The following is a 13539-nucleotide window of genomic DNA, read 5'->3' as shown; positions in this document are numbered from 1 at the left end:
GAGCGGCCCACCGGAATTGCGGGGACGGAACGCCGAGCAGTCCCCCCAAGTCGCAGTGACGGGACGCCGAGCAGCTCCCCCGGATGTCACCGCACGGCGGTGAGCGTGGTCACCAGTACGTCGCGGTACGCGGGCCGCGACCGGTCCATCGGCCGGATCGGGGAGACGCAGTGCAGCGAGTCCCGGTCGTCCGACAGCAGCAGGCTGCCCGGCCGGTACAGGGTGGTGGACAGCAGTTCCCGCCCGTCGTGGGTGTAGACGCTGCTCTGACCGCCGGTGGCGTTGTCACGGTCGACGAGGAGGGACGACACCAGCGTGACGCCGTCCTTGTGGCGGCCCTCCGGGGTGGGGTCGCCCGCGTCGTCGGCCGTCGCGACGACCCGGAAAGGGTGCACCTTGACGATCCACCGCCCGGCGTCGTCCAGGGCGGCCGCCGCCTGCCCCAGCAGGGTGAACAGCGGCCGCAGCAGCGGATCGGCGACGAACGCGTCGGTCAGCGGCTCGAAGTGCCGGTCCACCGTCTCGTACAGCGGGTTGGTGTCCTTCGGCTGCACGAACGGCGTATGGGACAGCTGGACGAGTTCGCCGGTGGCCGGGGTGAGGGAGAACTGGCCGTACCGGCGCAGCCTGCGGGTGCCCTGCTCGGCCGCGTACCGGTCCTCGCCCAGGTCGTCCCAGTGGGCGGCGAAGCGCACCCACGCCGTGTCGTCCGCGCCCAGCTGGGCGCGGACGGAGGCCGCGGACATCAGGCAGACGGCGGAGTGGGTCAGGCACGAGCGTGCGGCCTCGACCGGGGAGCCGGCCCCGGCCGCGTCGCCGGTGCCGGACGGCGCCGAGCGGTCCTCGATGTGCTCCACGTCGGTTGTCCGCCTTCCTGCCGGGCGTGCGCCGCAGCGCCTGCGTGATCCCATCGTGGGGCGGCCGGAAGCTGATCGCATCTTGCGCGCACCCGGTGCCCGGTACGGGAGCGGCGTGGTGGATCATGGGCCGGGCCCTGCCCGCTCGGCGGCCTGTTCATGCCGGATGACTCAATGTCGTCGTATGTCGTCACCTTCCTTTGACACCTCTTTTCGGGGCTTCTTACGGTGATCGCACCGCCTCCGCCAGAGAACGCCCAGAGAAGAGGAACCCATGCGCGTCCTGTGCACCGCGACCGGCTCTCCGTCGCACGGCAGAGCCCTGCTGCCGCTGGCCCGCGCGCTGGCCGGGGCCGGCCACGCCGTCACGGTGGCCACGACGCCCGAAGTGGCCCCCGTCTTCGCCGCCGACCCGGTCACGGTGGAAACCTGCCTGCCCCGGATCGACTTCGGGTCCGGGCTGCAGGAGAACGCCGACGAGGCGGCAGACGCGGACGGCATGTCCGACGAGGACCGGCACATGCGCATGCTGCTCGACCGGCTCATGGGCGACATGGCCGTCGAGAGTCACGAGGTACTCGCCGAACTGGTCGGCACCGTACGCCCGGACGTCATCATCCGGGACGGCATGGACTTCGGCGCGTGCCTGCTCGCCGAACGCCTCGGCATCCCGCAACTGCCCATTCCCGCGGGTACGGTCAACATGCTCGACCCGGAAACCCTGCTGCCGGGGCTCAACAAGCTGCGCGAGCGACTGGAGTTGCCCGTACAGGAGAAGGCCGGATCGCTCTACCCGCACGGCCGCTTCGACTACCTGCCCGCCGCGTTCTCCTTCGCCCGCTTCCCCACGACGGTGCTGGCCTACCGCCAGACCACCGTCGTGGACCGCACCGCCGGGCTGCCCGGCTGGGTGGCCGAACTGCCCACCGACCGGCCCCTGGTGTTCGCCGCGGTGGGCACGGCGCTGCCGATGTTCCGCGAGGTGCTGCCGGAGGGCGCCCCGCTGCCGGTGGGGATGACCGACCCGGCCGAGCAGCTGGGCACCATCGTGGCGGCTCTGTCCCAGCTGGACTGCACGGCCGTGGTGGCGACCGGCGGCATCACTCCGGCCGGCGCGGAGCCCGCGCCGCACGTCCGCCTGACGGACCGTCTCGCGCAGCCGCTGCTGCTGGAGTGCGCCGATCTGTTCCTCACCCACGGCGGTTACAACAGCGTCAGGGAAGCGGTGCGCACGGGCACGCCCATGGCGGTGCTGCCGAACTTCGGCGACCAACTGCCCAACGCCCAGCGGGTGCAGGAACTGGGCCTCGGCCGGCACCTGACCGACACCGCGCCGGAGGCCGTCGCCGCCGTGTGCCGGGAGATCCTGGACAACCGCGGCATCGCCGCCCGGATGCGGCAGGCGCAGCTCGCCAGCCTCGCGCTGCCGGACGTCGGGCAGGTCGTGGACGACCTGGAGAAGATCATCGCCTGAGGTGGCACGGGTCGTCCGAGGCGGCGCGGGTCGCCTGAGGCGGCACAAGCCGGGAGTGCGGTGCCCCCGTCGTGGGACGGGGGCACCGCACTCTTGCGTTGCGTTACGGGGGCCTTCCCGGTGCGTTCCGGTGCGTTCCGGGAGCTTTCAGGTGCGTACGGACTCCGCCGCCGCGCGGGCCGTCGGTACGACCACCGGCGCGCCGTCGGACGGTGCGGCCAGGATCTCCGCGTCGACGCCGTACAGCTCCTTCACCAGCGGCGCGTCGATGATCTCGCGCGGCGGGCCGGCGGCGACCACCCGGCCCGCCCGCATGGCGACGACCGTGTCGGCGTAGCGGGCCGCCGCCGCGAGGTCGTGGACGACCATGACGATGGTCCGCCCGGCCGCCGCGACCTCGCGGACCAGGTCCAGCACCTCCACGGCGTGGCCGATGTCCAGGGCGCTGGTCGGTTCGTCGAGCAGCACGACCGGGGTCTCCTGGGCGAGTGCCATGGCCAGCCAGCAGCGCTGGCGCTGGCCGCCGGAGAGCTGGTCGAGGCGGCGGTCGGCCAGACCGGTGGTGCCGGTCGCCTCCAGGGCGCGGGTCACGGCCCGTTCGTCCTCGCGGGACCACTGGCGGAACAGGCCCTGGTGCGGGTGGCGTCCGTACCGTACGAGGCCCGCCACGGTGACCGCCTCGGGCGCCTGCGGGGACTGGGGGAGCAGGGCGATCCGGTGGGCCGCCTCCCGCTGCTTGAGCCGCCACACGTCGGCGTCGCCCGCGAAGACCTGGCCGGACGCGGGCTCGTGCAGGCGCGCCATGCAGCGCAGCAGTGTGGACTTGCCGCAGCCGTTGGGCCCGACCACCGCCACCACCTGACCCGACTCCACCGTCAGGTCGACCCGGTCGACGACCGGGTGACCGGCGTATCCGGCGGTGAGCTGCTCGACGCGGAGTTCCACTGAAGCCGGCCTTTCCCCGGGGCCAGAGGTCACACCTCTTGCCTATTTGTCATAAGGTAAGGCTAACCTTAACGCTAATCGGCGGAAGTGCGGCTGCCGCGGCAGCCGTACGCACGCCTCGTCACGTCGTGTTCATTGAAACCCGGAGCCCCCGATGACCGTGTCCCGCCGCCCACTTCTCACCGCCCGACGCCGTACCGCCTCGGCCGTCGCCGCCCTCGGTGCCGCGGCACTGCTGCTGACCGGCTGCGGCGCGGACTCCGGCGCGGACGCCAAGGACAAGGGCGGCAAGGACGCGGCGGCGTCCGGCGGCACCCGTACGGTCAAGGACGCCACCGGCAAGGTCGTCGAGGTGCCCGCGAACCCGCAGCGGATCGTCACGCTGACCCAGGAGGACCTGGACGCGGTCCTCGCGCTGAAGATCAAGCCGGTGGGCATCACCAACGGCCAGGGCCTGGACGAGCCGCCCGCCTACCTGAAGGACAAGGTCAAGGGCATCGACATCGTCGGCGGCCTGCTCAAGCCCGTCATGGACAAGGTGGTCGCGGCCAAGCCCGACCTGATCCTCGCCGGTGACATGCAGGACGAGCAGGTGCTCAAGCAGCTGCGTGAGATCACCCCCGCCACCCTGGTGACGATGGCGCCCACCGACGACTGGAAGATGTCCTTCCGCGGCATCGGCAACGCCGTCAACAAGCTGAACGACGCCAACAAGGTCATCGCCGACCACGAGGCGGCCGCCAAGGCGGCGGGCGAGAAGCTGGGCGCGAACAAGAGCGCCGCCGTCTCCATCGTGCGCTGGAACCCGGACGGGCCGAGCTGGATGGAGAAGAAGCAGTTCGCCAGCGGCGTCGCCCTGGAGATGGGCCTGCAGCGGCCCGCCAACCAGAACAAGGACGGCAACGCGCACGCCCCGTCGCTCAGCCTGGAGAAGATCGACGAGATCGACGGCGACTGGCTGTTCCTGTCCACCCTCACCTCCGACGGCGAGAAGGCCCTCAAGGACGTCCAGACCAAGCCCGCCTACAAGGAGCTGGGCGCGGTGAAGAAGGGCCACGTGGTGACGGTCAACGGCTCCGTCTGGTCCACCCGCGGCGGGCCGCTGGCCAGCGATGTCGTCATGAACGACATCAGCAAGGCGCTGACCAAGTCCTGAGCCGGAGCGGCCGGGAGGCCGCTGCGGTGCCGGTGGCACCCCTCGGGGCGCCACCGGCATTCCGTCATGCCCCGGCCGTGCCGTGGTTCCTGGTGTACGCGAAGTCCGCCGCCGTCCAGGCCAGGCCCACCGCTCCGTCGAGCAGGGCCTGCATGGCCTGCGGCGACACCGCCGCCTCCGCGAACTCCGGCTCGTGCGGCCCGCAGGCGCCCCCGCTGATGTCCAGCACGGGGTGGATGGCGGGCACCACATGGGACACGTTGCCCATGTCCGTACAGGCGAAGGGCCCGCGCTCGACCGGCTCGGGACGGCCCAGGGCGCGCGCGTTGGCGCCCCACAGGGCGATCAGCTCAGGGTCGCCGCGGAAGTCCAGGTAGTCGGGCTCCGGGCGCTCCAGCGTCACCTCGCAGCCGGTCGCCAGCGCACCGGCCCGGAAGCACGCCTCGACGCGCTCCCGCAGCTCGCGCAGGTCCTCGGCGGCCTCGGCACGGATCTCGTACTCGGCCGTCGCGCGGTCGGGTATCGCGTTCGGCGCGGAGCCGGCCGAGGTCGTGACGCCGTGCACCCGCCACTGCGGCGGCAGTTGCTGGCGCAGCAGACCCAGGGCGACCTGGGCCACGGTCAGGGCGTCGGCCGCGTTGCGGCCCTCGTGCGGGTTCAGGCTGGGGTGGGCGGTGCGGCCGGTGTACGTGACGGACAGCGTGCCGAGCGCGAAGGACCGGAAGTCGGACATCTCGAACGGGCACGGGTGCACCATCATCGCCGCGTCCACCCCGTCGAACGCGCCCGCCTCCAGCAGCAGCGCCTTGCCCGCGCCGCGCTCCTCGGCCGGCGTGCCCACGACCCGGACCGTCAGGCCCAGTTCCGCCGCGTACGGAGCCAGGCCCAGCGCCGCGCCGACACCGGCCGCGGCGATCAGGTTGTGGCCGCAGGCGTGGCCGAGGTCCGGCAGGGCGTCGTACTCGCAGGCGATGGCCACCGTGACCGGACCGGTACCGGTGGTGGCGGTGAACGCGGTGTCCAGGCCGTGGGCGGGCGCGGTCACCTCGAAGCCGTGCTCGCGCAGCAGCCCGGCGCACCAGGAAGCCGCGTGGTGTTCGGTAAAGGCTGTCTCGGGACAGCCGTGGATACGGCGGCTGAGGCCGGTCAGGACGGTGTCTTTACCTTTGATGTGCCGGCGCACGGCGTCCTTGACGGCGGCGAGCGCGGCGGGGCCGGGGGTGGGGGCGGGGGCGGACGTCATCGTCTCCTCTTCGGGCTCGGTGACCGGTGCCGGTGGCGGTCGGCGGCACCGCAGAAGAGTAAAAATAACTTAGGCTTCCCTAAGTTTGTGCGCGGGCTGCCGGCCGGCCCGCGAAGCTCGGTTTCCTCCCTGGGAGTTGTCACACACATGCATCAGCGTCCGGTCGACCAGGCAGTCCCCGCGGCACTGTCGCGCCCCAGCGCTCCCGCGCCGGGAACACCGCGTCCCGCCGGGCCCGCCGGATTCCCTCTGCTCACCGCGCAGGCCGGCATCCATTACGCGGGTCAAATCAATCCCAAGAGCCCGGCACTCAACACGGCGGACGTCGTCGAGATCCAGGGCCCCCTGGACGAGACGCTGTTCGAGCGCGCCCTGCTGCGTACGGTCACGGAGGCCGAGACGCTCGGCGTGTGTGTGAGCGAGACGGACGGCGAGCCGAGCCAGCGCGTCGTACCGCCGGACCCGGAACGGCTGCTGCACCGCATCGACCTGCGCGACGCCGGCCGGCCCGCCGAAGAGGCCGCCCGCGACTGGATGCACACCGACCTCACCCGCGCCGCCGACCTCGGCGAGGCCGGACAGCTCATCACCCAGGCTCTCTTCCGCGTCGCCGACGACCGTTACTGGTGGTACCAGCGGGTGCACCACATCGCCGTCGACGCCTACGCCCTGCAACTCGTCGGCAGCCGCGTCGCCGAGCTCTACACCGCCCTCGCCACCGGGCAGGAGCCCGCGGCCACCCGGTTCGCGCCGCTGCGTGAGCTGGTCGAGGAGGAGACGCGGTACCTGGAGAGCGAGCAGTACACCGCCGACCGGGAATTCTGGGCCGAGAGGATGGCCGGGCGGCCGGAACCGGTGGTCCTGGCGAGCGGCACGGCCGGCACCCGCGCGGCACGTGCCTCCGGAGCCCCGGTGACCGCAGCCCCGGTGACCGCAGCCCCGGTGACCGGAGCCCCGGTCACCGCAGCCTCGCTCGCCGACGCCATCGCCGCCGGTGACGTCCTCCGCACCCGTACCGATCTGCCCGCCGCCACCCTGGACCGTCTCACCCGGGCCGCCGAAGCGGTCAAGGCGACCTGGGCGGAACTGGTCATCGCCGCGACCGCCGGCCATCTGCACCGCCTCACCGGCACCGAGGACATCGTGCTCGGCCTGCCGCTGACCAACCGCCGCGGCCCCGCCGCCCTGCGCACCCCGGCCATGACCGTCAACGTCCTGCCCCTGCGCATCGCCGTGCGCCCCGGGGACACCGGCGCCGTACTGCTGCGCCGCATCGTCCTCGAAATGCGTGCGGTACGCCGCCACCAGCGCTACCCGCAGGCCGACATCCGCCGCGACCTCGCGCTCTCCTCGGCCGCCACGCCGCTGACCGGGCCCATGGTCAACATCAAGCCGTTCGACGGCGACCTCGATTTCGCCGGCCTGCCCGGCACGGTCCACAACCTCGCCGCGGGCCCCGTCGAGGACCTCGCCGTCACCGCCTCGCCCGACGCGGACGGCGGGCTGCGCATCAGCCTCGACGCACACACCGCACGGTACGCGGCGGACGAACTCGACCGGCACCGGGAAACGTTCCTGCGCTACCTCGGCGGGCTCGCCGACCTCCTGCTGACCGACCCGCACCGGCCCGTGGGCACCATCGACCTGCTGGACGCCGACGCCGTACGCCGGGCCACCACCGGACGCGACGAACCGCCCGCCGGCCGCACCCTGCCCGCGTACTTCGCCGCACAGGCCGCCCGCACCCCGCACGCCGTGGCCGTCCGCAGCGGCGGCACCGCGCTCACCTTCGCCGAACTGGACGCCGCCGCCAACCGCCTGGCCCACCTGCTGACCGGCCGCGGCGCGGGCCCGGAACGCCCCGTCGCCCTCGCCCTGCCACGCGGCACCGGCATGATGACGTCGCTGCTCGCCGTCCTGAAGGCGGGCGGCGTCTGCCAGCCCCTCGACCTCGGCCACCCGGCCGCCCGGACCCTGGCCGTCCTCGAAGACGCCCGCCCGGTGTGCGTCGTCGGCACCACCGCGACGCTGGCCGCGCTCCCCGCGCACGGACTGCCCGTCCTCGCGCTGGACGACACCGCCACCGCCGACGCGCTCGCCGCGCAGCCCGACAGCGCGCCCGCCGTGCCGGTCGCACCCGGCAACGCCGCCTACGTCATCCACACCTCCGGCTCCACCGGGCGCCCCAAGGGCGTCGTCGTCAGCCACGCCTCGCTCGCCAACCTGTACGCCGGGCACGGCAGCGACCATGTCGCCCCCGCCGTCGCCCGGACCGGCCGGGAACGGCTGCGTGTCGCGCACAGCGCCTCGTTCGCCTTCGACGCGTCCTGGGACCCGGTGCTGTGGATGGTCCACGGACACGAACTGCACCTCCTCGACGACACCGCCTACCGCGACCCCGCCGCCCTCGCCCGGTACGTGGACGAGCACCGCATCGACTACCTCGACGTCACCCCGTCCTACGCCGAGGCCCTCCTAGCCGAGGGGCTGCTGGAGGACGGACGGCACCGCCCGGCCGTGATCGTCGTCGGCGGCGAGGCCGTACCCGTACCGCTGTGGGAGCGGCTGACCACGACCGCGGGGCTGCACGCGGTCAACCTCTACGGGCCGACGGAGACCACCGTCGACGCGTACTACTGGACCGCGCCGGAGGCCGGGGGCGGCGAGATCGGTGACGGTGGCATCGGCGGCGGTGCGACCGACGCCAGGGGGACCGGTGGCGCGGCTGCCGAGGGGCGGCCGGTGCGCGGCTCCCGGGCCTACGTCCTGGACGCCTGCCTGCGGCCCACGCCGGACGGCGCGACCGGCGAACTGTACGTGGCGGGCGCCTGCCTGGCCCGCGGCTACCTCGGACGGCCCGACCTGAGCGCCGAACGCTTCGTCGCCGACCCGTACGGCGCGCTGCACGGCGCGCCCGGCAGCCGGATGTACCGCACCGGGGACCTCGTACGGCGCCGGGCGGACGGCACGGTCGAGTTCCTGGGCCGCAGCGACGACCAGGTCAAGATCCGCGGCTTCCGCATCGAACTCGGCGAGATCCAGGCCACCCTCGCCCAGCACCCGGCCGTCGCCCAGGCCGCGGTGATCGCCCGTGACACCCCGCAGGGCAAGCGGCTGCTGGCGTACGCGGTGCTGAGGGCGGACGCCGACGGCGCGGAGGCCGGGGACGCTGTCTCCGCCACTTCTCCCGGGGCCCCCGCCCCCGCCCCGCCCACCCCCACCCCTGCCCTCAGCCCAGCTTCCACTCCTGCCCTCAGCCCAGCTTCCACCCCTGCCCTCAGCCCAGCTCCCACCTCGGCCCCCACCCCCGCCACCCTCCGCGCGCACCTCGCCGCCACCCTGCCCGCGCACATGGTCCCGGCCACCGTGACGCTGCTCGCCGCGCTGCCGCGCACCGCCAACGACAAGCTGGACCACCGCGCCCTCCCGGACCCCGCGCCGGGCGTCCCCGGCTCCGGTGACGGCGGAGCCGACGGCACCGGCGCCGGTCCGGGCCGTGCCGGAACCGGTTCCGGCGCCGGGCTCGGCGGTACGGACTCCGCCGGCACCGGCAGCCCGCACACCGACATCATCAGCGGTCTGCTGGCCGACCTCCTCTCACTGGACACCAGCCCCCCGGCGGACGCCGGGTTCTTCGACCTGGGCGGTCACTCGCTGCTGGCCGCCCGCCTGGCCGCGCGTATGCGGGAGATCTTCCAGGCGCCCGTGAGCACCGCGGACGTCTTCCGCAACCCCACCCCGGCCGCGCTCGCCGCACTCGTCCACTCCGCCGCACCCGCGGACGGCGACCCCGGCACCGGCACCGACGGCAAGCCGTCCGCGGCCCTGCCCGTGACTCCCGTACCCCGCACCGGACACCTCCCCCTCTCGCCCGCCCAGCAGCGCCTCTGGTTCCTCCACCGGCTCGAAGGCCCCAGCCCCACCTACAACATCCCGCTCGTGCTGCGCGTCGACGGGCCGGTCGACCGTGGCGCGCTCCAGCTCGCCCTGCGCGACCTGACCGCTCGCCACGAGACACTCAGAACGGTATACCCGACCACTGACAACGGCGGGGAGGAGCAGCCCTGCCAGCGGATTCTTCCGGCGGACCATCCGTTGTCGCAGCCGGAACTGCATCTCGCCGGGCCCGGCGGTGACGACCTCACCCAGGCCGTACGCCACTGCTTCGACCTGGACGCCGAACCCCCGCTCCGCGCCACGCTGTTCAGCGACGGCACGGACCGCCACACCCTGCTCCTGCTGCTGCACCACATAGCCGGTGACGGCGCCTCCACCACACCCCTGGCCCGCGACCTCGCCACCGCCTACACCGCCAGACACGCGGGCCGGGCACCGGAGTTCACGCCGCTGCCCTTCCAGTACGCCGACCACGCCGCCCGGCAGCAGCAGCTCCTCGGCACGCCCGCCGAACCCACCCCGCTCGCCGCCGCCCAGCTCGCACACTGGAGGCAGGCCCTCGCCGGCCTGCCCGACCAGCTCGAACTGCCCACCGACCGGCCGCGCCCGGCCGTCGCCTCGCACGCGGGCGACACCGTCCCCTTCACCCTCGACGCCACGGCCCACGCCGCCCTCCAGCGCCTCGCCCGGACCACCGGCACCAGCGTCTTCATGACCGTGCAGGCCGGCCTCGCCGCCCTCCTCACCCGGCACGGCTGCGGCACCGACATCCCCCTCGGCACCCCCGTCGCCGGCCGCGCCGACGACGCCACCGCCGCCCTCGTCGGCTTCTTCACCAACACCGTCGTACTGCGCACCGACACCTCCGGCGACCCCGCCTTCCGCACGCTCCTGGAGCGCGTACGGGCCACCACCCTCGCCGCGTACGAGCACGACACGCTGCCCTTCGACCACCTCGTCGAGGAGCTGAACCCACGGCGCTCGCTCGCCCGGCACCCCCTGTTCCAGACGATGCTGGCCTGGCAGTCCGTACCGGACGCCGCGTTCGCGCTGGGCCCGCAGGCCACCGCCCGGATGACGGCCGTGCCGTCCGGCACGGCCAAGTTCGACCTCACCCTCAACGCGGGCGAGCAGCCCGGCGGCGGCATCGGCGGCTTCTTCGAGTTCCGTACCGACCTCTTCGACCGCGCGACCGTACAGGGCCTCGCCGACCGCCTGGCCCGGCTGCTCACCGCGGCCGCCGACGCGCCGGACACCCCCCTCGGCCTGCTGCCGCTGCTCGGCGACGAGGAACGCCACCGCGCCCTCGTCGCGTGGAACACCCCCGCCGAACCCCTCACCGTCCACCCCGCGACCACGCTCCCCGAGGTCTACGAGGCCGCGGCGGCCCGCCACCCCGGACGCACGGCGGTCAGCTGCGCGGGGCAGTCCCTCGGCTACGCCGAACTCTCCGCCCGTGCCCACCGCCTGGCCCGGCTGCTCGCCGCCCGCGGCATCGGCCCCGGCTCGATCGTCGCGCTCGCCCTGCCGCGCTCCGTCGACCTGGTCACCGGCCTGCTCGCGGTCTCCCTCGCCGGAGCCGCCTACCTGCCGCTCGACCCGGACTACCCGGCCGACCGCCTCGCCTACATGCTCGACGACGCCGCCCCGGCCGCCCTGATCACCGACACGGCGACCGCACCCCGGCTCCCGGCCCACACCCTGCCGCTGATCACCGTGGACGGCGGCGCGGCCGACGGATACGACGCCGGCCCGCTGACCCAGACCGACCGCACCCGGCCGCTGCGCCCCGACGACGCCGCGTACGTCATCTACACCTCGGGCTCCACCGGCCGCCCCAAGGGCGTCGTCGTCACCCACCACAACGTCACCCGCCTGTTCACCGCCACCGACCACTGGTTCGGCTTCGGCCCCGACGACGTCTGGACGCTGTTCCACTCCTACGCCTTCGACTTCTCCGTCTGGGAACTGTGGGGCGCGCTGCTGTACGGCGGCAAGGTCGTCGTCGTACCGCACCTGACCAGCCGCGACCCGCACGCCTTCCGGCAGCTGCTGGCCACCGAGCGGGTCACCGTCCTCAACCAGACCCCGTCGGCCTTCTACCAGCTCGCCGCCGCCGACCGCGAGAGCGACGGCGCGGAACTCGCGCTGCGGTACGTGGTCTTCGGCGGCGAGGCGCTGGAGCTGGGGCGGCTCGGCGACTGGTACGACCGGCACGCCGACGACGCGCCGGTCCTGGTCAACATGTACGGCATCACCGAGACCACCGTGCACGTCTCCTACTTCCCGCTCGACCGCGCCACCGCCGCCGGCGCCACCTCCAGCACCATCGGCGTCAACATCCCCGACCTGCGCGTCTACGTCCTCGACGACCGGCTCCAGCCCGTACCGCCCGGCGTCACCGGCGAGATGTACGTCGCGGGCGAGGGCCTGGCCCGCGGCTACCTGGGGCGCGAGGAGCTGACCGCCACCCGCTTCGTCGCCGACCCGTACGCCCACCTCTTCGGTGAGGAGGGCAGCCGGATGTACCGCTCCGGCGACCTCGCCCGGCGCCGTACCGACGGCGCCCTGGAGTACTTCGGCCGCGCCGACCAGCAGGTCAAACTGCGCGGCTTCCGCATCGAGCTGGGCGAGATCGAGGCGGTGCTCGCCGCGCACCCCGCCGTCGCGGACACCGCCGTCGTCGTGCGGGAGGACACCCCCGGCGACAAGCGGCTCGTCGCCTACGCCGTGCCCGCCGCGGACCAGGCGCCCGACCCCGCCGCCCTGCGCGACCACACCGCCGCCGAACTACCTACCCACATGGTCCCGTCCGCCGTCGTCCTCCTCGACCGGCTGCCGCTGACCAACAACGGCAAACTGGACCGCAAGGCCCTGCCGGCGCCCGACCGCCCGGCCGCCACCGGCCGCCCGCCCCGCACCCCGCGCGAGGAACTGCTCTGCTCGGTCTTCGCCGAGGTGCTGGGCCTGGACCGGGTCGGCGTCGAGGACAACTTCTTCGACCTCGGCGGGCACTCGCTGCTCGCGGTCCGGCTGGCCGGCCGCGTCAAGGCCGTGCTCGGCACCGAGGTGTCCATCGGTACGGTCTTCCAGTCGCCGACCGTCGCGGCCCTCGACGCCGCCCTGGACGCCGTACGCCACGACGACCCACTCGACGTGCTGCTCCCGCTGCGCCCGGCCGCCCGAAGCGCCGAAGGCGGCCGGACCCCCATCCACTGCGTCCACCCGGCGGGCGGCCTGAGCTGGTGCTACGCCGGACTCATCCGCCACCTGCCGGCCGACGTGCCGATCTACGGCCTCCAGGCCCAGGGCGTCGGCGCCGCCACCGCGGACCAGCCGCTGCCCGCCACCCTGGAAGAGCTGGCCGCCCACTACGCCGCACGTGTCCGCGAGGTGCAGCCCGAAGGCCCGTACCGGCTGCTCGGCTGGTCCACCGGCGGCATCATCGCGCACGCCATGGCCACCCACCTCCAGGACGAGGGCCACGAGGTCGAACTCCTCGCCATCCTCGACGCCTACCCGGCCGAGGGCTTCCGCGGCCTGCCCGTACCGGACGAGGCCGAAGCGCTCGAATCCCTCCTCACCATGGGCGGCTACGGTCCCGACAGTCTGGAAGGCAAGCCACTGACCACCGCCAACGTGGTGGAGGTCCTGCAACGCGAGGGCAGCCCGCTCTCCACCCTGTCCACCGACACCATCAAGGCGCTCGGCGCCATCTACCTCAACACCAACGACCTCGTACGGGCCTACGACCACCGCGTCTTCCGGGGCGACGTGCTCTTCTTCCGGGCCGTCGTGGACACCATCGACGACACCCTCACCCCCGACACCTGGACGCCCTACGTCACCGGCCGGATCGACAACACGAACATCGAGTGCTCCCACAAGGACATGACCTTGCCCGAGCCGATCGCGCACATCGCACGCGTGGTGGCCGCCCGCCTCACCGAACTGGAGGCGTGACCCG

General features: G+C 73.6%; 6 protein-coding genes. 3 read left to right on the top strand and 3 right to left on the bottom strand.

Annotated features, from left to right (window positions below; all coding sequences use genetic code 11):
- Window positions 1-86: 86 nt before the first annotated feature.
- Window positions 87-857 (bottom strand): 2OG-Fe dioxygenase family protein, encoded by a 771-nt coding sequence (locus OEIGOIKO_RS10385; protein WP_246177296.1) that lies wholly within the window; start codon window positions 855-857, stop codon window positions 87-89.
- Window positions 858-1131: 274 nt separating this feature from the next.
- On the opposite strand from OEIGOIKO_RS10385, the gene OEIGOIKO_RS10380 reads away from it, so the two are divergent.
- A complete protein-coding gene (locus tag OEIGOIKO_RS10380) occupies window positions 1132-2331 on the top strand; it encodes a glycosyltransferase (RefSeq protein WP_125053806.1) in 1200 nt (399 codons plus the stop codon).
- A 147-nt stretch (window positions 2332-2478) separates the two neighbouring features.
- Here OEIGOIKO_RS10380 and OEIGOIKO_RS10375 read toward each other — a convergent pair whose 3' ends face one another.
- Window positions 2479-3276 carry an ABC transporter ATP-binding protein gene (locus OEIGOIKO_RS10375; RefSeq protein WP_125053805.1) on the bottom strand — a complete coding sequence of 266 codons (798 nt, stop codon included), beginning with the start codon at window positions 3274-3276 and terminating at the stop codon, window positions 2479-2481.
- Window positions 3277-3430: 154 nt separating this feature from the next.
- Between OEIGOIKO_RS10375 and OEIGOIKO_RS10370 the strand changes: the two genes are divergently transcribed.
- Window positions 3431-4432: an ABC transporter substrate-binding protein gene (locus OEIGOIKO_RS10370; protein ID WP_125053804.1), complete on the top strand. Its 1002-nt coding sequence runs from the start codon at window positions 3431-3433 to the stop codon at window positions 4430-4432.
- A gap of 64 nt (window positions 4433-4496) precedes the next feature.
- Here OEIGOIKO_RS10370 and OEIGOIKO_RS10365 read toward each other — a convergent pair whose 3' ends face one another.
- Window positions 4497-5675 carry an amidohydrolase gene (locus tag OEIGOIKO_RS10365; RefSeq protein ID WP_125053803.1) on the bottom strand — a complete coding sequence of 393 codons (1179 nt, stop codon included), beginning with the start codon at window positions 5673-5675 and terminating at the stop codon, window positions 4497-4499.
- Between the two features lie 147 nt (window positions 5676-5822).
- On the opposite strand from OEIGOIKO_RS10365, the gene OEIGOIKO_RS10360 reads away from it, so the two are divergent.
- The gene (locus OEIGOIKO_RS10360) at window positions 5823-13535 is read left to right on the top strand and encodes an amino acid adenylation domain-containing protein (RefSeq protein ID WP_125053802.1); all 7713 of its coding nucleotides are present in this window, start codon (window positions 5823-5825) and stop codon (window positions 13533-13535) included.
- Window positions 13536-13539 lie beyond the last annotated feature (4 nt).

The sequence above is a fragment of the Streptomyces paromomycinus genome, assembly GCF_003865155.1.
In the GTDB taxonomy this organism is placed as follows: Bacteria; Actinomycetota; Actinomycetes; order Streptomycetales; family Streptomycetaceae; genus Streptomyces; species Streptomyces chrestomyceticus.
Note: the sequence above shows the minus strand (reverse complement) of the source record. Positions and strands in the feature narration are given on the sequence as shown.